Here is a 19,568-nt window from a genome sequence, read left to right as displayed (position 1 = left end):
GGTCTCCTAGACGCCCTTGCGCAGGACAATGTCCATGCTTTCGGCTTCCAGAATCTTGTCCTCGTGCTCGGCCTTCTTCGCTTTGGCGGCCTCCACCTTGGCGGCCAGGTCCTCAATGTCGCTGGGCTTGAGCAGGAAGTCATACGCGCCCAGCTTCATGCCCTCGATGGCAGACTCCACCGTGCCGTGCCCGGTGAGCATGACCACCTCCACAAGGGGGTACTGCCGCTTGATTTCCTTGAGCGTTTCAATGCCGTCCATGCCGGGCATCTTCACGTCCAGAATCACAACGTCCACCTTGTCGTGCTCTGTCAGCACGGTGAGGGCTTCGTCGCCGGAATAGGCGGCCAGCATTTCAAAGCCACGCTTCTTCAGCCGCTTGCTCACGGCGTCCACAAACGCCCGTTCATCATCGACGATCAGTATGGTTGTGGTGAGAGTGGACATAGTGCACCTCCATGTTCATGCTGTTGGCCGCGCCGCAGGCGGGCGCTTATGACGGTATCTCGCATCCCGGCTCGGGATGCTCGCCCATAGCGGGCAAAATCACGCGGAACACCGTGCCGACGTGCTGTTCGCTGTCGACGCTGATATCGCCGCCCATCTTCTTCACAATGCCGTAGATGATGGACAGCCCAAGGCCCGTCCCCTTGCCCACCGGCTTGGTGGTGAAGAACGGATCAAAAATGCGGGGCAGGTTCGCCTTGGGGATGCCCTCCCCGTCATCCTGCACCGTGACGACAATGGCGCCGTTCTCAAGGCAGGTGGACACGCCGATGTGCCCGCCCTTGGTGCCAAGGGCGTCGATGGCGTTGTTGATGAGATTGAGCAGCACCTGCTGCAGCTCCGACGGCGAGCCTTCCACTGCGGGCAGCCCGTCCTGCAGGTCCAGCCTGAGGTCAATATTGCCGTAGCGCGTCCGCTGGTCGGACAGGCTGACCACCTCGCGGATAAGGTCGTTGAGGTTCACCTCATGCACGGTGGGGTCTATCTTGCGGGCAAAGGACAACAGCTTGTGGGTGATTTCCTTGCACCGCGCGCCCTGCGTGCGAATCTGCACCAGAGAGGAGCGGATTTCCTCGCGGTCCTCCTGCGTTGGGTCGTCGTCGCTCACAAGGTCGCCAATCCACCCGGCCTCCTCCACCATGATGGCTACGGGATTATTGATTTCGTGGGCAATCCCCGCCGCCAGCTCACCGATGGACGCCAACTTGCCCGCCTCTATGACCTGATCGTTCATAACTTCCTTTTCATGGTCCGCCTGCTCAATGCGCTTCACGATGCGCCGCGACAGCAGCACCGCCATCAGCACAATAGCCACGGTGCCCACCAGCACGATGAACACGACGATGTTGCGGGTCTGGTAGAGGTCGGAAAAAGCGTCGGCCACGTCCTGCCGGTAGACGAGAATCCAGTCCCCGCCCTTGAGGCGCGTGGACACGTAGATGGCATCCACGCCGTCGGTATCCGTGTGGCGATAGACGGACACCTTGCCCGGCATGATGGCCGAGGCCCAATAGGAACGCACCGGGTGGTGCGGCGCCTGTGGCACCTCGCCAATGGCGAGGGCGTCGGTCTGGGCGTTCATGGCGTCCAGCAACCACCCGGTGTCGAGGGAGGCATCGCGGGGCGGTCCGGTCTGGAACGTCCCGGCGTTGTTGATGATAAAGGCGTTGCCCGTGCGGCCTATGCGGATGTTCTCCACTAGGGAGTTAAAGGCCATAAAATCGATGGTGGCGCGCAGAATCCACTGCTTGCCGTTCCAGTTGCGGCGCACGGCAATGATGAAATGCGGCACCCCACGCAGGCCGAGGAACACATCACTGATGTAGAACTCGCTTTCCATGGCGCTCTGGAACCAGTCCGCGCCAGAGTAGTCGGCATTGGCAAGGGGGTAGGGGCCTGCATAGGCCTGCTGGGTGCCGTCCTCGTTGATGAGGCCTATATCCACGAACGCACCGCTAAACTCTTCTTGCAGGTATCGCAGTTCCTCGGAGAGGCGGGCGTTGTCGCTGAGGTCCGCAAAGCCCCGCGTCCGCGCCACAAGGCGCAGTTCGCCGAGCTTTTCACTCAGAAAGAGGTCAATGGTCTGCTGGTGCTTCTGCACCATCTCCTTGAGATGGGCTTCCACCTTGGCCTTGAAGGAATAATGGAACTGATAGGAACTCACCGCGCTGATGAGCAAGAGCGGCGTCACGGAAACGAAGATGACGAGGGCCGCCATCGACTTGGTGAGGGTGCGGTAGTAGCGCCCGGTGTGCAGGTCGTCGATATTCATACCGCACCTGCCTTGCGGGATGTCCCCTGCGTGGCAAAGGAGGGAGGGAACACCATGGGCGCGGCAGCAGACCGCACCGGCCCTTCGGAAACCATGGCGCACAGCCCGCGCCGCAGCGTCCGAAGGGAGTCTACCGGAGTGCCCCGGTAGACTCCTGACGGATGGACGCTATCGCTGTCGGAAGCGATGCGGGGGGGGAGCTGTATGATGCGCGGTGTTGTGGCCCGCGGTGCCATAGTGGTGTTTTCCATACCCCCTGTTGAGCAACTGACGTGCCAATTCTTGCACCACCGCCAAACTTGCCCCGCAGCCCCCGCCCGGCATGTGAAAAGCCCCACAAGACATGCGGGCCGCGCGTCCCCCTTCCGGCCTGCTGGTGTCGGCGCGCTTTACAGGGTGTAAAGAATCTCGACACCCCCGCTGTCAGGATTCTTTACGCCCCACGCAAAACGGCGGCGCATGCTGTCTGCATACGCCGCCGTCACAACCTGGTGCCACACGGGCACGGTGAAGAAGCCCTTTGGCCAAAGATCCGGGCCAGCCGCTGGGCCGCCAGCCCCCACGCTACCGCTGTTGGGAAATCAGGGCGTCCACCTGAATGCCATAGCGCTCAATACGCGAGAGGAGTGTGGGCCGCGACATGCCAAGGAGCTTGGCCGCCTGCGCCCTGTTGCCGCCCGTCAGCTTCAGCGCCTCGGTCACGGCAATGGCGCCGAAGTGGTCCTGAATCTCCTCAAAGGCGCGGTCCGTCTCCGAGGACGCAAGCCGCCGCCGCATCCAGCGCGCGGCCACGTCGTCCATGGAGTCGCCGCGTGCGGGGCGCAGGGTGCGTTCGCCAAACACGGCGTGCTGCATGTTCTCCTGCGTTACCGGGCACTCGCGGGAGAAAATCATGGCCTTTTGCACAGCGTTGGACAGCTCGCGCACGTTGCCCGGCCAGTTGTGGGAGCGCACCACCTGCCGCGCCCCGTCGGTGAATCCCGGCGAAGGCTTGCCCATGCGCCGGGCGTACTTGCCCAGAAAATGTTCGGCCAGCAGCACCGCGTCGTCACCGCGCTCGCGCAGGGGCGGCAGCAGCAGGGTAACGACCTTCAGGCGGTAGTACAGGTCCTCGCGAAAACGCCCCTCACTCACGGCCTGTTCCAAGTCGCGATTGGTGGCCGCGATGATGCGCACGTCCACGGGCCGGGCCGCACCGCCGCCGAGGCGCTCCACACTGCGCTCCTCCAGCAGGCGCAGGAGCTTGGCCTGAATGCTCAGCGGCATATCGCCGATTTCGTCGAGGAAAATGGTCCCGCCGTCGGCCTGTTCAATCTTGCCCACGCGCCGCGACACAGCGCCGGTAAACGCGCCCTTTTCGTAGCCGAACAGCTCGCTCTCCAGCAGTGTTTCCGGAATGGCCACGCAGTTGATGACAATGAACGGCTTCTCCGTGCGCAGGCTGTGCTGGTACACCGAGCGCGCCACCAGTTCCTTGCCGGTACCGGATTCGCCGCGCACCAGCACGGTGGCGTCGGTTGGGGACACACGGCCAATGGACTTGTACACGTCCTGCATGGCGGGGCTGCGCCCCACAAGGGCGTCGGAAGCCTCGCTCTCGGGCGCGGCGTCCACATCCACGCGCGAGCGCATAAACCGCCCCGCGTCCAGCCCCTGCTCAATCAGCGTCAGAATGTCGGGGATGTCAAAGGGCTTGAGCACGTAGTCAAACGCGCCCAGCTTGGTGGCCTCGATGGCGGTTTCCGTGGTGCCAAAGGCGGTCATGACAATGACCGGAAGCTTTGGCTCAAAGGTATGCATGGCCTGAAAGCCTTCCAGCCCGGTCATGCCGGGCAGGCGCACGTCCATGATGACAAGGTCCGGGCACTGCCGCCGCACTTCCTCAATGCCCGTCTCCGCGGACTGGGCGGTGCGCACCTCGTACCCTTCCTGTTCCAAAAGCCGCCCAAAGCTCTGCCGCAGTTGGGCGTCATCGTCCACTATGAGGATCGAAGCCATTTTCCCTCCTCCCGTACGGGCAGGGTGATGGTGAACGTCGCTCCTTCACCGGGACGCGATGTCACGTTAATCCAGCCCCCGTGGTCCTCCACAATGCGCTTGGCAATGGACAGACCGAGGCCGGTGCCTTCCTCCTTAAAGGAGTAGAACGGCTGAAAAATCATATTGCGGCGGCTGGCGGGGATGCCGGGGCCGCTGTCCGTAATGCGGATGGTGACCACCTCGCCAAGGGGATTGACGTAGCCTTCCTCCTCGGTGATGGCGATGCGCCCGCCGCGTCCCATGGCGTCGCACGCGTTGACGATGATGTTCACCAGCACTTCCTTGAGCTGTTCCGGGTCGGCCTGCACTTCGCGCAGGGCCGCGCCGGGGCTGTGCTCCACCTGCACCTCGTACGACTCCAAGCGGTGCTTCAACAGCCGCAGGGCGCTGGTGACCACGTCCGTTGGCGAGACGGTCTGCATACGCAGTTTGGGCGGGCGTGAGAACTCCAAAAAGTTGCGCGCAATGGAATCAATGTGCGCAATCTCCTCGGTGATGACCTCAAAGTCCTCCTTTTGGTCCTCGGTCAGGGACAGGCTGCGGCCAAGGGAGAACAGGCGAATCTTTACCGACGTAAGGGGATTGCGGATGCTGTGGGCCACACCGGCGGCCAGCTTGCCCGTCAGCGCCCATTTTTCGGATTGTTTCAGATGCTCGCGGCTGCGGCGGAGCTTGGAGTGGGTGACGTCCACATCCTCCAGCAGGGAGCGCACGCGCGAGCCAAGGGTGGTGAGTTCGTCCGGGCGCAGGGGGCCGCTGCGGTCGTAGCCCATTTCCTCGGCCATGCGCCGGATGGGCTGGAGCACATGCCGGATGAGGAACCACGCCAAAAACACGCCAAGGCCAATGACAAGCGGCATGGCCGCGATGGAGGCATTGCGCAGGTCGTCCAGACGCTCGGCAATCTCCGCATTGGAAGTGGCGATAGTGTTTTCATGAAAGCGCCGGTAGCGCTGGCACAGATCCAGCAGTTCATGAAACTGCTGGCGGATGTCCTTGTGCAGGGCCGCGCCGTCGGCGAAGCGGTCGTGCTTGTAATAGTCGAGCACCTGCGCGCGGGTCGCCACGTAGAGGACGTAGCGCTCCTCAATATCGCGCAGGATGGCTTCGGCCTCGGGCGGGAGCGGATTTTCGCGCGCGGCGGCCAGCCAATGCTCAAAGTTGCCGTGCTTTTCTTCCAGCCGGTCCAGCCAGCCGGGGTCGTGGTCCTGCACGTAGTAGGTGGTCAGCCCCTTTTGGGTGACAAGGGCTATGGTGAGTTCCTCGGCGGCGCGGGTTCCGGCGTAGCTGCGGCCAACGGCGGTGTTCATGATGCCGTCCACGCGCAGGGCGTACCAGATGCCCACAAGCCCAACGCACAAGGTCACAATGACCATGACGAACAGGGTGAAGAGTATTTGTCCCCGCAGGGAAAGACGGTTCAGCATATCGTGGCCCGGGCTTCGCCCCGGGATGCGGCTAAGGATTTTCTCCATGCGTCAAAGGGATATGAGAACCGATGCGGCGGGCTTTGGGCAAGACAAAAATTCCTCGCATATCCTCCTGCAATGATAGAATTCACATGGAAATCCGCGCTGTTCGATGCGTTCTGGCGATTGGGCGGTGCGGAGTTTTCAAGGGGGCAGGGCTGTGCTATTTTCCAGGCGACATGAACGAACATACTCCCCACACGCCGTCTGGCGCGCCAAAGCGCCGCCCGCACCCGCGCCTTGAGGTCATCGGCTTTGAGCCGCGATCGCATATGGAGCTTCCGCTGCATCTGTGCGCCGTTCAGGCGGGCTTTCCCTCCCCGGCGGACGACTACATCGACAAGACCCTCGACCTGAACGAGCACCTTGTGCGGCACCCCGCCGCCACATTCTTCGTCCGCGTCTGCGGCGATTCCATGCGCGATGCACGCCTGCACGACGGAGACATACTCATCGTGGACCGCGCGGAAACCCCGCGCAACAATCAGGTGGTGGTGGCCGCGCTGGATGGCGAGCTCACGGTCAAGCGCATCCGCCGCACGGCGGAAGGCCTGTGGCTGATGCCCGAGAATCCCGAGTATCCACCCATTGAGGTGCACCCGGAACAGGGCCTTGAAATCTGGGGCGTGGTCACCCACGTCATCCATTCGCTGTAGGGAGCGCGCCATGCCACAGCCCTGCGCCGCAGCGGCCCCGGTCTATGCACTGGTGGACTGCAACAACTTCTACGTCTCGTGCGAGCGGGCCTTTGACCCGTCCATCCGCACCACGCCAACGGTGGTCCTCTCCAACAACGACGGCTGCGTCATCGCCCGCAGTCCGGAGGCCAAGGCCCTTGGCATTGGCATGGCGGAACCCGCCTTCAAGCGCGACGGCTTCTTCCGCCAGCACGGCGTGCGGGTGTTCTCGTCCAACTACGCGCTGTATGGCGACATGTCGCGGCGGGTGATGGACATCCTCGGCACCTTTTCGCCGGATATGGAAATCTACTCCATTGACGAAGCCTTCCTGCGCCTTAAGCCCCTCACGGGCCGCAGCCTGACGGACCTTGCCAGCGAGATGCGGCGCACCGTGCGCCAATGGACGGGAATTCCCGTCTCCGTTGGGCTGGCTCCCACCAAGACCCTTGCCAAGCTGGCCAACCACTGGGCCAAGAAGCACACCGCATCCGGCGTATTCGACTGCGCCGCCTGCGCCGATGTGGACGCCCTGCTGGAACGCATTGACGTTGGCGAGGTGTGGGGCATTGGGCGGCGCTACGCGGACAAGCTCCACCGCCTTGGGGTGCATACCGCGCGGCAACTGAAGGACCGCCCGGACCACTGGGTCCAACGCCGCCTGACCATCAAGGGTCTCATGACCGTGAAGGAACTGCGCGGTCAGCCCTGCATTCCCATTGAGGACGCTCCCCAGCCCCATAAATCCATTATGTCCTCGCGCAGTTTTGGCCGCCCCGTCACCACATGGGACGAGATGCTTGAAGCCGTCTCCGCCTACACGGCGCGCACGGCGGAAAAGCTCCGCAGGCAAGGGAGCGTGGCCTCCAGCGTCATGGTCTTCATCAAGACCAACCACCACAAGCCAGAAGACCCGCAATACTCCGCAACGCGCACCATGCAGCTGCCCGTAGCCAGCGCGCACACGCCAACCCTCATCAAGGCCGCTCAAACGCTCCTCCGCGCCATCTTCCGCACGGGCTACCGCTACTGCAAGGCCGGGGTGATGGTTGCAGGGCTGGAGCGCGAGGACTCGCGCCAACTCAGCCTGCTCACCCTGCCGCCGGACCCGCTCCTGACGCAGGACCCACGGCAAGACGCACTGATGGAGACCCTTGACGGCATCAACGCCAAATGGGGCCGCGACACGGTACAGTACGCGGCCACGGGCCTTGGCAAGCCGTGGAGCATGCGCCAGAACCACAAATCCCCGCGCTACACCACCAGCTGGAACGAACTGCCCGTGGTGAAAATGGGCTAGCGCGCCCGCGCCAGCCCGTCACCCCAACGCGTCACGCCCTGCGCTTTTCCAAGAAGGGAACCCCGCCCTACTTCCTGCGGCCGCGGCCGCGTCCGGGCTGGTCCCGGTCCTGCCAGTCGTCCATATGGCCACCGTTCATGTGGCGCCCATCCATCATGCCGTCGTCCATGTGTCTGCCGGGCATACGCCCGTCATTCATATGCTGGCCGGGTACGTGGTCCTCATCCATATACCGGCCGGGACGCCCATCCGGGCCGCGCCAATCCTCGCGCCTGTCGCGGTACTCGTCTTTGCGCATGTCACGCTCGCGGCGCATGTCGTCCTTGCGGCGCTGCTGCCAGTCCTTGCGCTCATCTCGCATTCTTTCGCGCTCCAGCTTGTCCATAGCGCGCCTGTTGGCGTCGTCCTCACGGCGCATTTCGCGCCAGCGGGCATCGTCCTCACGCCGCTGCGCATTGCGCCGCTTCGGCGTCAGCATGCCATCCTGCGCCAAGGCGTCCTGCGCCGTCACCGTGGCCGCCAACGCGGCAGGAACACCAACGAGCAGCCGCAACATCCGGCGGCGGGTCAATCCATGTGGCATACACTTTCTCCTCTTCTGCTTGGTGCCGGGGTGCGCGCGGCCCAAAAGAAGGCCCATCGCTGCGCAAATCCTCCGCAGCACGGCCACGCATACAAAAATACCCCAGTGGAGTGTACGCCACCGGGGTGTAGTTGAAAACCGACTCAGAAATATTCTTCACAGGAAACGCCGCGCGAATCAGTCGCCCTCCCCGTCACGCAACAGGTACCGCCCCAGCAGATCCACCGCCGCGCCGGACATACGCTCCGCCCCGAGGGGCGACTCCATCAGCACACTGCGGTGGGCCACTTCCTCCACCACAACGTGCGTCAGCTCCACAGCGGCGTCCATATCCTCCACCCGCAGCGCGGCGCGCATCGCACTCAAAAAGTCACGCAGGCGCTGACGCACGCGGTCCTCACCGCCACGGATGTAGGCGGCCACGTCCTCGTCCTGCATCTGCATAGCCAGCACCTCGCGGTGGAAGTCGCGGTTGGGACGGTGCGAGGCAATGGAAAAGGACACCAGCGTTTCAATGACTTCACGCGGGCCCGCCCCTTCACGGCGCAGGCGCTCCCCCGTTTCGAAGATGCCCTGCATAATGCCTTCCTCCAGCCGCATGCACACGGCCAGAAAGAGCGCCTTCTTGTCTTTGAAATAGCGGTAGAAGGAACCGGTCGCCACTCCGGCATCGGCGGCAATGGCCTTGGCCGTGGCTCCGTGGTAGCCGTCCTGAGAAAAGCGCTTGAGGGCGGCGTCCATAAGCCGCTCCTTCTTTTCCTCGGCGCGGCGCTGTTTGGGTGCGTATTCCCCGTTGGTCCATGTCATGCGGTTTGGTCTGTCTCCTCTTTACGGACGATGGCCGAGCGCTCACGTAAAACCTTTGGGCGGGATTCCAGTATCAATCCAGCCTCCTGCGCCATCGTCACTTCCTGTTCAAAGCGCTCGGCCCCAACATGCCCCAGAGGCTCCATGATGTACAGCCGTCCGCCCGGACGCAGGATGGTGGCGGCCTGCGCCAGCGCGGCCCCCGGGTCCGGGAGTTCATGCAGGACATTGCAGGCAAGGATAAAGTCCACAGGCGTCTTGACGGGAATGACGCGGGGCGGGCACAGGACAGGAATCACCCGTCCCATAAGGCCAGCACGGCGCGCGCGGCGGCGCAGCACCTTCAGCGCGCCCTCCTGCACGTCCACGGCATAGACCACGCCGCCCGGCCCGACCATCCGCGCCATGCCAAGGGAAAAGTGCCCCAGCCCGCAACCGATATCCACCACACGCATCCCCTCGCCAACATACTGCCCAAGCAGCTTCTGCGGCGGATGCATGAGCTGGCGCAGGGGATTGTCAAAAGTATAGGCCACCCACCACGGGCAAATCTTCCCCGCATGTTTGGCGTCATCCCCGCGTGGCTGTCCGGCCGCCTTCCCGGGTTGCCTCACCTGCCCGGCGCCGCCAATATCCGGCGCATCCCGGCGGACGGCATCTGCTACGGTAGCATGTGACGCCGCTTGCGCACCACCTGCCTGCGCCGCGCACTGTGGCAACGCCGCACCCTGCGCACCATCCTGCACCACTCCGCAGAGAGACGCCGCGCCCTGAGTATGAATCCCCGCCGCCGCGTCCAGCCCCTGTCCATCCGCTCCGCCGCATGCCGGGGCTCTTCCCTGACGCCTTGCGTCCACCTCGCCGCGTGGCGACATCGCGCCATTCACTACCGCCGCATCCCGCACGCCGCATGGTCCATCCACGACGCGCTCCGGCGCTCCGGGAGCCACCGCTCCCACACTCCTGCCGCCATTCTCCGCACATGGAGCCCCAGTCGGCATCTGACCTTTCCGCATATGACTCTCCTTTCGTCCTCTTTTTGGAAAACATGAACCTGAGTTCACGTTCATGTCAAGCAAAAAGAAGTCAATAACAGTTCCTATTCGCAGTAAGAATTCATAGCGGCGCGCTCGAATTGCCGCATCCCCCGGCAACTGCGGCGCATCCGGCAACGGCCCAGCACAGGAGGCCTGACAGCACACCGGGAGCGTGGTACAGTATCCGCAATATTTCACGCCTAGCGGCACAATTGATTGGAAAGCATCCGGAGGCGAAATGCGCATCTATCCGCGGAAACCGAAAAACGTCTATTATTTTGGAACATGCCTTGTGGATATGGCCTATCCTGATACCGGAATGTCCGGCATACGCCTGCTCCAGCGCGAAGGGCTGCGGGTTGTGTATCCGCAGGACCAAAGCTGTTGCGGCCAGCCCGCCTACAACTCCGGCTATATGGACGAGGCCCGCGAGGTCGCCCGTAAACAGCTGGACGCCTTTCCCGAGGACTGGCCCATCGTGGTGCCCTCCGGCTCCTGCGCCGGAATGATGCACCGCCACTACCCCAAGCTCTTTGAGGGCGACCCCGACGAGCTGCGCGCCAAGGCCTTTGCCGACCGCGTGTTTGAGCTGACGGAATTCCTGGTGAACGTCTGCGGGGCCACCTACACAGACAAGGGCCAGCCCGTCACCGTCACGTGGCACTCCTCCTGCCACGCCATGCGCGAGATGGGCGTCACCGAAACCTGCAAAAACCTCGTCAGCCAGCTGGAGAATGTGACCCTCATCGAGCTGGAACGCGAATACGAATGCTGTGGCTTCGGCGGCACCTTCTCGGTGAAACAGCCGGAAATCTCCGCCGCCATGGTCAAGGACAAGGCCCAAAGCGCCGCCGACACCGGAGCAACCATCCTCCTCAGTGGCGACTGCGGCTGCATCATGAACATCACCGGCGCGATGGAAAAGATGAACATTGCCATGACCGGCAAACACATCGCCGACTTCCTGTGGGAGAGAGCCAATGGCTAAGGCGTTCAATTTCAAAAAGAATGTCGTGGAAGCCCTTGCCGATGCCCAGCTTCGGCAGAACTTCGCCACCGCCATGGGCGGCTTTATCATCAAGCGCCGCAACCTGCTCTCCGACGCCGAGGAGCGCGAGAGCCTGCGCGATGCGTGCTCCATGGTCCGCCGCCGCACCTTGGCCAAACTTCCGGAGCTGTTGGAACAGCTGGAAGCCAACTGCGCGAAAAACGGCATCCACGTCCACTGGGCCGAAACCACGCACGAGGCCAACGACATCGTGCTCAGCATCCTGCTCCAGCACGACGCCACCCGCGTGGTCAAGGGCAAGTCCATGGTGTCCGAGGAAATGCACCTCAACACGCATCTGGAAAAGAACGGCATGGAGGTCACGGAAACCGACCTTGGCGAGTTCATCATCCAGCTTGCGGGCGAGCCGCCCTCACACATCATCGTTCCTGCCGTGCACAAAAACCGCCAACAGGTGGGCCGCATCTTCGAGGAGCACCTCGGCGTGCCCTATACCGAGGACATCCCGGAGCTGAACGCCACCGCCCGCCGCACCCTGCGCAACAAGTACAAGGAAGCCGACGCGGGCATCTCCGGCGTCAACTTCGCCGTGGCGGAAACCGGCACCCTGTGCCTTGTGGAAAACGAGGGCAACGGGCGCATGTGCACCACCGCCCCGCCCCTGCACATTGCCGTGATGGGGCTTGAGAAGGTCGTGGAACGGCTGTCGGACATCCACCCGGTGTACCGCCTGCTCACCGCGTCCGCCACCGGGCAGCTCATCACCACCTATTTCAACATGATCACCTCGCCCCGCAAAAAGGGCGAGATGGACGGCCCGGATGAGGTGCATCTGGTCATTCTGGATAATGGCCGCAGCACCATTCTTGCCGAACCGCTCATGCGCGAGACCCTGCAGTGCATCCGCTGCGGCTCGTGCCTGAACCACTGTCCTGTGTACACACGCATTGGCGGGCACGCCTATGGGCACGTCTACCCCGGCCCCATCGGCAAGATTCTCACCCCGCAGATGACAGGCCTTGAGGAATCCGGCGTGCTGGCGACGGCCTCCAGCCTGTGTAATGCCTGCGAAGAGGTCTGCCCCGCGCGCATCCCCATTCCGGACATCCTGCGCGCCCTGCGGCAGGAGAACAACGCCCGCAAGGGCACCGGCTCGGTCAAGGGGCACGGCAGCAAGCGCAAGCCCACCGAGGCCTTTGTCTGGAAGGGCTGGCAGCTGGTAAACACCACCCCGGCGCTCAACGCCGTGGTCACCCGCATTGCCGGGGCGCTGGGCGACAAACTGCCGCCCGCAGGCCCCCTTGGCGCGTGGATGAGTGTGCGTACCCGGCCCAAGCTGGCCAAGAAGAGTCTGCATCAGATGTGCAAGGAACAAGGAGTGGACAATGTCTAGCGAATCCGCGCGCGAGCGCATTTTGAACCGGCTTGTCCTCGCCAACCGCAAGGCCGCCGGATATGTGGGAGAGGTTCAGGCCATGCCTGTGCCCACGTGGAATACCAAACAGCGCGTGGAGCGCATGCGCAAGCTGCTCACCGCCTCCAGCGCCGAGGTTATCGTCTGCCCCAAGGCCAAGTGGACGGACGAGCTGAAAAAGACCATCGCCGGACGCGGGTGGAACGCCCTGCTCCACGCCCCGGGCACCGATGTGGGCAAGGACGTCGCCAAGGCGTGGAAAGGCGACGACGCCGACCTGCCGCCGCTGGAAACATGGTCCGGTCCCATTGAGGAGTACAAGGAGCGCCTGTTTGAGGTGGACGCCTCCATCACGGGCACGGTGGGGGCCGTGGCCGAACAGGGAGCCCTTGCCATGTGGCCGACGCCGGAAGAACCGCGCCTGATGTCGCTGGTGCCAGCCGTGCATATCGCCGTGCTGGACGCCGCAGACATTCACGCCAACTTCCCGCAGCTTATGGAGAAACAGCGCTGGGGCGCAGGCATGCCCACCAACGCCCTGCTTGTTTCCGGCCCCTCGCGCACCGCGGACATCGAAATGCAGCTGACCATCGGTGTTCACGGACCCAAGGAGCTTATCGTCATCATCCGCGAATAGCGCGCTTGCGCACTTTTCGCCGCCCAGTCGTCTTCGCGCCCGCATTCCGCCAAGGGATGCGGGCGCGTTGTGGTTTTCTCCTGCGTGCGCCTGCGGCTCCGCGCTTGCCAGTGCGCAGCAGGCATTATACGGTACCCGCCATGTCTGTTGCTCTCCCGGTTCCCGTGGCCATGGCCCACTGCCCGCAGACCACATCCAGCATGCTTGCGGAGTGCATTCCCCAGCTGTTTGCCGCCTGCGGCATCACGTATCGCCCCGGCGAGCGCGTTCTGGTCAAGCCGAACCTTGTTGCGGCCAAGAACCCCCTGGGCTGTACGGACCCCGCCGTGGCCGCCGCAGCCTGCCAGTATCTGCTGGACTGCGGAGTACGCATCACCGTGGCGGATTCCCCGGCCTTCGGCTCCGCCGAGAGTGTGGCGCGCAAATGCGGCCTTGTGGACGCCCTCGCTCCCCTTGGCCTTTCCGTGACCACCCTGCGCGATCCGCGCCCGCTGGCCCTCTCCTTTCCCGCGCAGGTAGGCATTGCCGCGCAGGCTCTGGAGGCCGACCGCATCCTCAATCTGCCCCGCCTCAAGGCCCACTGCCAAATGCGCCTGACGGCCTCGGTCAAGAACCTCTTTGGCTGTGTGTGCGGCATGCGCAAGGCCATCGCCCACACCCGCTTTGGCGAACGCGGCAACCGCTTCGAGGCGCTGATTCTTGACGTCTGTGCCGCCCTGCCGCAGGTGGATACGCTCCTTGACGCCGTCACGGCCATGCACGTCAGCGGTCCCACGGACGGCGAGGCCCTGCACATGGGCCTTCTGGCCGCATCGCCCGGCCCCGTTGCACTGGACACCGCCCTGTACACCCTGCTCAGCCAAACGCCAGACGACATTGCCCTGTGGCGCGAGGCCATCCGCCGCGACCTGCCCGGCTGCCGCCCGCAGGACATCAGCTACCCTCTCCAGCCGCCACAGGCGTTCGACGCCGCACATTTCGTTGTTCCTGAGGCTCTCGTCCCGGTAAGCTTTCGCCCATCGCGCCTTGCCAAAAGCGCCATGAAGCGTCTGCTTGCCAGAATCCGCTGACCAAACCGTCAACCCACACGGTGCCTATGCTCGATACGACCTCCCAGACCTCTTCGGCTCAGTCCCGGATTCGCTACACCATCACCGGCGCGGTGCAGGGCGTGGGCTTTCGCCCCTTCATTTACCGCATCGCCCTTGACCACAGCCTGACCGGCCACGTGCGCAATACCCCAGAAGGCGTCGTCATCGAACTGCAAGGCGCGGCCTCGCAGCTGGACGCCTTTGACCACGACCTGCACCACCAGCTGCCCCCGCTGGCGCAAATCGTCACCTGCGACACACAGCCCCTGTCCCCGGCTGACGACGAGAGCGCCTTTGAAATCCATCTTTCCACCGGCGGCGAAGGGCACTCCGTGCTCATCAGCCCGGACGTCGCCACCTGCGACGACTGCCTGAATGATATGCTGGACCCGGACAACACGCGCTATCTCTACCCCTTCACTAACTGCACCAACTGCGGCCCGCGCTACACCATCACCCGCTCCATCCCCTACGACAGGGACAAGACCTCCATGGCCTGCTTCCCCATGTGCGAGATGTGCCAGAGCGAGTACGACAACCCGCTGGACCGCCGCTTCCACGCCCAGCCCAACGCCTGCCCCGAGTGCGGTCCCAAGGTCTGGATGGCCGACGCATCCGGCGCGTCCGGCGCGCAAGGCCCACAGGCCCTTGAGGATGCGGCCCGCGCCCTTGCGAACGGGAAAATACTCGCCGTGAAGGGCCTTGGCGGATTCCATCTGGTGTGCGACGCCACCAACGCCCGCGCCGTTGCCACTCTGCGCCAACGCAAGAACCGCTACGGCAAGCCCCTCGCGGTGATGGCTCCGGATATGCCCACCGTGCGGGCCATTGCCGACGTGACGGACGCCGAAGCCGAGCTTCTGGAAGGCCGTGAACGCCCCATCGTTATCCTGCGCCAGCGCCACGGCGCGTCGGTCCTTGCTCCGGGGCTTTCGCCGGATACCCGCGACATCGGCGTCATGCTCCCCTACACGCCACTGCACCACGTTTTGCTGCGCCACTACGCCGCATGCCGTGGCGACGGACACCCCGCCATTCTTGTGGCGACCTCCGGCAACATGAGTTCCGAGCCCATCAGCATCGGCAACCGCGAGGCGCTCTCCCGCCTTGCGCACATTGTGGACGGCTTTGTCTTCCACAACCGGGACATCCTTATCCGCTGCGACGATTCCGTGGTCCGCGTGGTGGACACCCCGGACGGCCCGGCCACGCAATTCCTGCGCCGCGCCCGCGGCTTCACGCCCCGGCCGGTCTTTTTGCCTGCCGACGGGCCAAGCGTTCTTGGCACCGGACCGGAGCTGAAGGCCACGCTGTGCGTCACCAAAAAGGACCAAGCCTTTGTCAGCCAGCACATCGGCACCATGGAGAATCTTGAAACTTTCGACTTTTACAAGGAAATCGCGGCGCATTTGGTGGACATCCTCCAAACCGCGCCGGAGGCCGTGGTCCACGACCTGCACCCCAACTACATGACCACGGACTGGGCGCAGGCGGAATCCGGCCTGCCCACCATCACCCTGCAGCACCACGTTGCCCACGCCCACGCGGTGATGGCGGACAACGCCTTTGAAGGCCGTGCCCTCGTCCTTGCGCTGGACGGCACGGGCTACGGCGAAGACAAGACCCTGTGGGGCGGTGAATTCCTGCTGGTGGACAACGAGTCCCTGACGCATGAGCGCCTTGCCCACTTTGCGCCCATGCGCCTGCCCGGCGGCGAAGCGGCCATCACCCAGCCATGGCGCATCGCCCTCGCCTGCCTGCACGACCTTGGCCTGCCCACACCCACAGACGCGCCGTGGCTGCCAGAACATGCCGACGCCACCACCCTGTGCGCCAACATGCTCACCAAAAACATCAACAGCCCCGTCACCACCAGTTGCGGGCGACTGTTCGACGCCGTCAGCGCCATGCTCGGCCTGTGCACCAGCATTGACTACGAGGCGCAGGCCGCCATCCGCCTTGAAGCCGCGCAGGACCATGCCGTCACAGAAGGATACGACGCCCCCGCCCTTGCCCAGCAGGAGAGCGGCCCCGCCATTCTGCGCACGGACGCGCTCTTTCAGCGCGTGGCGCAGGACTGGGCGCAGGGCACTTCACCCGCCGTCATCAGCCGCAAATTCCACCTTGGCCTCATGTCGGGCCTCGCGGACGCCGCGGCCACCCTCGCCCGCGCCCATGGCGTCGGCACCATCGGCCTCAGCGGCGGCGTGATGCTGAACCGCACCCTTGCCGAAGGCCTGCCGCGCCTTTTGACCGAACACGGCATGCAGGTTCTGCTGCACACGCAGACGCCCCCCGGCGACGCCTGCATATCTCTTGGGCAAGCCGCCTACGGCTCACGCCTGCTGGCGCGCCGTGGCGGGCGATAGCGCACTCTGCTGGCACCGGAGGCCATCCCCCGGTGCCAGCGCCCCAACGAATTTCACCCAACCGACATTGACTTCTGCTTCACCTTCTCCCACTTCATCTGGTACAGGTTGGATTATGCGCACTCAGCACTCTCTTCACGATACCTCGCGCCGCAAGGCGCTGAAATCGCTTATGGCAGCGTCGCTTTTGCCCCTTGTGGGCACAGCCGTCGCCCGTCCGTCCCCTGCCGAAGCCGCGCCAGCCGTGGACCCGGCAGTCAACATCATCGTCCCCTCCTGCTACGCGCCGCCCGTGGAGGGCGAAGACGCCGGGCGCTACTCGTGGCGCCTCGCCAAGGCCGTGCTCGACTTTATCGAGGACAACTACGCCGGGCGCAAACTGCCCATCTGGAAGCGCCGCTTTGAAGACATTGATCTGGAAAAGCGCATCACCAACATCTGCTATTGGATTGTCGAGGGCGTGCGCGAGGCCAAGGACATCTACCCCGTCGACCCGGCATGGGTGGCTGGGCAGATTATGGCGGAATCATTCTTCTACGAATTTGCCGTCTCATGGGCCTTTGCCGTTGGTCCCTGCCAGTTCATCGGCTCCACGGCCAGCCGCTACGACATGCTCTGCGCTACGGACCGCTCCGCCCACGCCCACGCGCCCTACAAGCACCCGGAGTACGCCGGGGAACTCGCCCGCTACTACGACCTGCGCAGCAAGTGGAAACGCGCCCGCCGTCTGCGCACAAAAATCGGCGGGGACCGGGGGGAGCTGCTCCGCACCGCCCTCACCGCCGCCCGCGACGGCAAGCGCCTCGACATGGCAGACAAATATCTGCGCGTGGATGACCTTGCCCAAGACCTCTACGACCAAATGAAGGAGGCCCGCTCGCGCTTTCGCACCTACATGCAGGCCAACCTTGAAGGGCGCGACATTTTCAACTCGCGCGATTTCGACTTTTTGATGAACTTTGACCAGCGCGTGGTCTACAGCAAACCCATCCCCGCCATGGTGCTCATGCTGGCGCGGCACCTGCGCGCCCGCAGCGGCAATATCATCGCCGCCACCGCCGGCTACAACGCCGGACTCAAGAACACCCGCACCTCGGAGCGCATCTACTCCCGCTATGGCCGACTGCCCACCTTCTCCGAAACGGTGACCTACGTCAGCCGCGTGTTCATTAATCATCACGAGATAGTCTCAAGAATCTCATAACGCACCACTATTCCAAGCAATTCGGCGCATGTGAAAAACTTTTTTCAACTTGCGCCGAATTCTCTTGCAGTCCCATGCGGGCGGCGTTAGACATCCTTGCCCTACGATATTTCGTACCGGAGGAATGTCATGTTTCGTGGTGTGATGTACGCCCTTATTTCGGCGTGCAGTTTCGGAATTCTCCCTATCATGGGAAAATTCGGTTTCGAATGCGGTATGGATACCTTCGAGATCCTGCAATACCGCTTTATCTTTGGCTCGCTGATGCTGGCGCTGTTTTTTGCCGTCACCCGGCCGAGCCTGCTGCGCATCAGTCCACGGGCGCTTATGAAGGCCGCCATGCTCGGCCTTCTTGTCTACCCGGTGCAGAGCACAGGATTCATCGGTGCCGTCAAGTATATCCCGGCGTCCACGACGTCGCTCATCATTTACGGCTATCCGGCGCTGGTGACCATTCTGTCCGCTGTCTTCTTCAAGCAACCCATAACCAAAAGCCTGACCACATCGCTGGTGCTCATCTTTGCAGGATGCGCCCTCGTCTTTTACGACGCCTTCCTGCACGAGGCCGACATCCGCGGCGTTTTGCTGGCCGTTGGGTGCATGGTGGGCATCGCGGGGAATATGATTCTCTCGCAGGTGCTGCTAAAGGGAGAAAACGCACAGTCCGTGACGTTGTACGTCCTGTTCTTTGCGGCTCTTTTCTTCTCCGCCATGGCTGGCGGTCCGGCCACCATTTTGGACCTGAACGGACGGGGCCTCGCCCTTGCCCTCGGCATTGGCCTTGTGCCCACGGTATTCGCCATCCTGTTCATGTACCTCGCCATCGAGCACATCGGCGGCACGTATACGTCCATTTTCTCCTGCATCGAACCGGTGACCACGGTCTTTGCCGCCTGGATTCTGCTGGGCGAACCCGTCGCCATGTGGCAGTTTGTGGGCGCGGCGCTGGTTATCTGCGGCGTTATCTGGCCAAACAGAAAACTTCTGCATCGCGAGATGACCCCGACCCACGCGGCTTAACGCCCATTTCCGCTGGCAGGCCTCCATTGCAATGCAGCGCATATGTGATATGCGTTATGCAAAGAACAATGGAGGCTTACCCGCGTGGAAGAATACCTCACCATTATTCTCGTCATCATCAGGCGGGGGCTTGAAGTCTCCGTCGACCTCATGACCCCTGTATCCATCGCGCTCTATGTCCTCATCATGGGCATCATCTACGCCGCCTACTTCCGCCGTGGCTCGCGCTTTGGGGCCCTCATCCACATCGTCGGCGGCTGCTTTACCTTCTTCATCATCTGGAACCATCCCGCATATTCCTACTACAAGCACAACCCATGGAACGGGGGCTATATCTACGCCCTTATCATGATTGTCACCTACGTCTATGTGCCCATGAAGCTCGCCGTCTTCACCACAGAAATCTGCCGCCAACTTTTCCGCCCCATGGACCGGCTGTAACCCCAGCCCGTCCCATCACGCCCGTCAGCGCTGCCCCTCGCTTCATCAGCGCAGCGCCTCCGCAACGCGCCCCAATGTCTACACAGGCGCCCCCGCCGGCGCTTCTCCCATTCACCACCGCCCCGGAACGGCCCACGAGCCACACGCTCATTGTGCCTCCTCAAGTGTCCACCGTCCCACAGCGCAGCGTGC

General features: G+C 63.4%; 17 protein-coding genes. 10 read left to right on the top strand and 7 right to left on the bottom strand.

The features are described 5' to 3' along the window. Positions 1 to 6 precede the first annotated feature (6 nt). The 4 genes from ACYQ2T_RS13535 to ACYQ2T_RS13520 all read right to left on the bottom strand — a co-directional run bounded on the left by ACYQ2T_RS13535 (position 7) and on the right by ACYQ2T_RS13520 (position 5,745). Positions 7 to 447 carry a response regulator gene (locus ACYQ2T_RS13535; protein ID WP_404843272.1) on the bottom strand — a complete coding sequence of 147 codons (441 nt, stop codon included), beginning with the start codon at positions 445 to 447 and terminating at the stop codon, positions 7 to 9. Between the two features lie 46 nt (positions 448 to 493). Further along, the gene (locus ACYQ2T_RS13530; protein WP_459901267.1) at positions 494 to 2,278 is read right to left on the bottom strand and encodes a sensor histidine kinase; all 1,785 of its coding nucleotides are present in this window, start codon (positions 2,276 to 2,278) and stop codon (positions 494 to 496) included. Positions 2,279 to 2,842: 564 nt separating this feature from the next. Further along, positions 2,843 to 4,276, bottom strand: a complete 1,434-nt coding sequence (locus ACYQ2T_RS13525) for a sigma-54-dependent transcriptional regulator (protein ID WP_459901265.1) — start codon at positions 4,274 to 4,276, stop codon at positions 2,843 to 2,845. Beyond that, positions 4,258 to 5,745, bottom strand: a complete 1,488-nt coding sequence (locus ACYQ2T_RS13520; protein ID WP_459901263.1) for a sensor histidine kinase — start codon at positions 5,743 to 5,745, stop codon at positions 4,258 to 4,260. The genes ACYQ2T_RS13525 and ACYQ2T_RS13520 overlap by 19 nt, the downstream gene beginning before the upstream one ends. Before the next feature lie 221 nt (positions 5,746 to 5,966). Between ACYQ2T_RS13520 and ACYQ2T_RS13515 the strand changes: the two genes are divergently transcribed. Continuing rightward, on the top strand, positions 5,967 to 6,443 hold the full coding sequence (locus ACYQ2T_RS13515) for a LexA family protein (protein WP_459901261.1): 477 nt from the start codon (positions 5,967 to 5,969) through the stop codon (positions 6,441 to 6,443). Between the two features lie 10 nt (positions 6,444 to 6,453). Next, on the top strand, positions 6,454 to 7,764 hold the full coding sequence (locus ACYQ2T_RS13510) for a Y-family DNA polymerase (RefSeq protein ID WP_459901259.1): 1,311 nt from the start codon (positions 6,454 to 6,456) through the stop codon (positions 7,762 to 7,764). A gap of 67 nt (positions 7,765 to 7,831) precedes the next feature. On the opposite strand, the gene ACYQ2T_RS13505 is transcribed toward ACYQ2T_RS13510, so the two are convergent. From ACYQ2T_RS13505 to ACYQ2T_RS13495, 3 genes are all read right to left on the bottom strand, one after another. Continuing rightward, positions 7,832 to 8,347, bottom strand: a complete 516-nt coding sequence (locus ACYQ2T_RS13505; protein WP_459901257.1) for a hypothetical protein — start codon at positions 8,345 to 8,347, stop codon at positions 7,832 to 7,834. Positions 8,348 to 8,524: 177 nt separating this feature from the next. After that, positions 8,525 to 9,154 carry a TetR/AcrR family transcriptional regulator gene (locus tag ACYQ2T_RS13500; RefSeq protein WP_459901255.1) on the bottom strand — a complete coding sequence of 210 codons (630 nt, stop codon included), beginning with the start codon at positions 9,152 to 9,154 and terminating at the stop codon, positions 8,525 to 8,527. Then, entirely contained in the window at positions 9,151 to 9,690 is a 540-nt protein-coding gene (locus tag ACYQ2T_RS13495) for a class I SAM-dependent methyltransferase (protein WP_459901254.1), read from the bottom strand. The genes ACYQ2T_RS13500 and ACYQ2T_RS13495 overlap by 4 nt, the downstream gene beginning before the upstream one ends. A 739-nt stretch (positions 9,691 to 10,429) precedes the next feature. On the opposite strand from ACYQ2T_RS13495, the gene ACYQ2T_RS13490 reads away from it, so the two are divergent. The 8 genes from ACYQ2T_RS13490 to ACYQ2T_RS13455 all read left to right on the top strand — a co-directional run bounded on the left by ACYQ2T_RS13490 (position 10,430) and on the right by ACYQ2T_RS13455 (position 19,376). Then, positions 10,430 to 11,179, top strand: coding sequence for a (Fe-S)-binding protein (locus ACYQ2T_RS13490; RefSeq protein WP_459901252.1), 750 nt, complete (start codon positions 10,430 to 10,432; stop codon positions 11,177 to 11,179). Beyond that, entirely contained in the window at positions 11,172 to 12,593 is a 1,422-nt protein-coding gene (locus ACYQ2T_RS13485) for a LutB/LldF family L-lactate oxidation iron-sulfur protein (protein ID WP_459901251.1), read from the top strand. Before ACYQ2T_RS13490 ends, ACYQ2T_RS13485 begins: the two co-directional genes overlap by 8 nt. After that, positions 12,586 to 13,251: a LutC/YkgG family protein gene (locus ACYQ2T_RS13480; RefSeq protein WP_459901250.1), complete on the top strand. Its 666-nt coding sequence runs from the start codon at positions 12,586 to 12,588 to the stop codon at positions 13,249 to 13,251. Before ACYQ2T_RS13485 ends, ACYQ2T_RS13480 begins: the two co-directional genes overlap by 8 nt. 140 nt (positions 13,252 to 13,391) lie before the next feature. Beyond that, positions 13,392 to 14,321, top strand: a complete 930-nt coding sequence (locus tag ACYQ2T_RS13475) for a DUF362 domain-containing protein (RefSeq protein ID WP_459901249.1) — start codon at positions 13,392 to 13,394, stop codon at positions 14,319 to 14,321. A 26-nt stretch (positions 14,322 to 14,347) separates the two neighbouring features. After that, entirely contained in the window at positions 14,348 to 16,711 is a 2,364-nt protein-coding gene (gene hypF, locus ACYQ2T_RS13470) for a carbamoyltransferase HypF (RefSeq protein WP_459901248.1), read from the top strand. Positions 16,712 to 16,826: 115 nt separating this feature from the next. Then, the gene (locus tag ACYQ2T_RS13465; protein ID WP_459901247.1) at positions 16,827 to 17,915 is read left to right on the top strand and encodes a lytic transglycosylase domain-containing protein; all 1,089 of its coding nucleotides are present in this window, start codon (positions 16,827 to 16,829) and stop codon (positions 17,913 to 17,915) included. Between the two features lie 129 nt (positions 17,916 to 18,044). Beyond that, positions 18,045 to 18,935 carry a DMT family transporter gene (locus tag ACYQ2T_RS13460; RefSeq protein WP_459901245.1) on the top strand — a complete coding sequence of 297 codons (891 nt, stop codon included), beginning with the start codon at positions 18,045 to 18,047 and terminating at the stop codon, positions 18,933 to 18,935. 84 nt (positions 18,936 to 19,019) lie between these two features. Further along, complete coding sequence (locus ACYQ2T_RS13455; RefSeq protein ID WP_459901243.1) at positions 19,020 to 19,376, top strand: hypothetical protein; 357 nt, start codon at positions 19,020 to 19,022, stop codon at positions 19,374 to 19,376. Positions 19,377 to 19,568 lie beyond the last annotated feature (192 nt).

This window comes from Desulfobaculum senezii (assembly GCF_054657395.1).
Note: the sequence above shows the minus strand (reverse complement) of the source record. Positions and strands in the feature narration are given on the sequence as shown.

Excerpts from the sequence above, each read along its gene's own strand:
- ACYQ2T_RS13535 (WP_404843272.1), bottom strand. The coding sequence starts at position 447 with ATGTCCACTCTCACCACAACCATACTGATCGTCGATGATGAACGGGCG.
- ACYQ2T_RS13530 (WP_459901267.1), bottom strand. The coding sequence starts at position 2,278 with ATGAATATCGACGACCTGCACACCGGGCGCTACTACCGCACCCTCACC.
- ACYQ2T_RS13525 (WP_459901265.1), bottom strand. The coding sequence starts at position 4,276 with ATGGCTTCGATCCTCATAGTGGACGATGACGCCCAACTGCGGCAGAGC.
- ACYQ2T_RS13520 (WP_459901263.1), bottom strand. The coding sequence starts at position 5,745 with ATGCTGAACCGTCTTTCCCTGCGGGGACAAATACTCTTCACCCTGTTC.
- ACYQ2T_RS13515 (WP_459901261.1), top strand. The coding sequence starts at position 5,967 with ATGAACGAACATACTCCCCACACGCCGTCTGGCGCGCCAAAGCGCCGC.
- ACYQ2T_RS13510 (WP_459901259.1), top strand. The coding sequence starts at position 6,454 with ATGCCACAGCCCTGCGCCGCAGCGGCCCCGGTCTATGCACTGGTGGAC.
- ACYQ2T_RS13505 (WP_459901257.1), bottom strand. The coding sequence starts at position 8,347 with ATGCCACATGGATTGACCCGCCGCCGGATGTTGCGGCTGCTCGTTGGT.
- ACYQ2T_RS13500 (WP_459901255.1), bottom strand. The coding sequence starts at position 9,154 with ATGACATGGACCAACGGGGAATACGCACCCAAACAGCGCCGCGCCGAG.
- ACYQ2T_RS13490 (WP_459901252.1), top strand. The coding sequence starts at position 10,430 with ATGCGCATCTATCCGCGGAAACCGAAAAACGTCTATTATTTTGGAACA.
- ACYQ2T_RS13485 (WP_459901251.1), top strand. The coding sequence starts at position 11,172 with ATGGCTAAGGCGTTCAATTTCAAAAAGAATGTCGTGGAAGCCCTTGCC.
- ACYQ2T_RS13480 (WP_459901250.1), top strand. The coding sequence starts at position 12,586 with ATGTCTAGCGAATCCGCGCGCGAGCGCATTTTGAACCGGCTTGTCCTC.
- ACYQ2T_RS13475 (WP_459901249.1), top strand. The coding sequence starts at position 13,392 with ATGTCTGTTGCTCTCCCGGTTCCCGTGGCCATGGCCCACTGCCCGCAG.
- hypF (WP_459901248.1), top strand. The coding sequence starts at position 14,348 with ATGCTCGATACGACCTCCCAGACCTCTTCGGCTCAGTCCCGGATTCGC.
- ACYQ2T_RS13465 (WP_459901247.1), top strand. The coding sequence starts at position 16,827 with ATGCGCACTCAGCACTCTCTTCACGATACCTCGCGCCGCAAGGCGCTG.
- ACYQ2T_RS13460 (WP_459901245.1), top strand. The coding sequence starts at position 18,045 with ATGTTTCGTGGTGTGATGTACGCCCTTATTTCGGCGTGCAGTTTCGGA.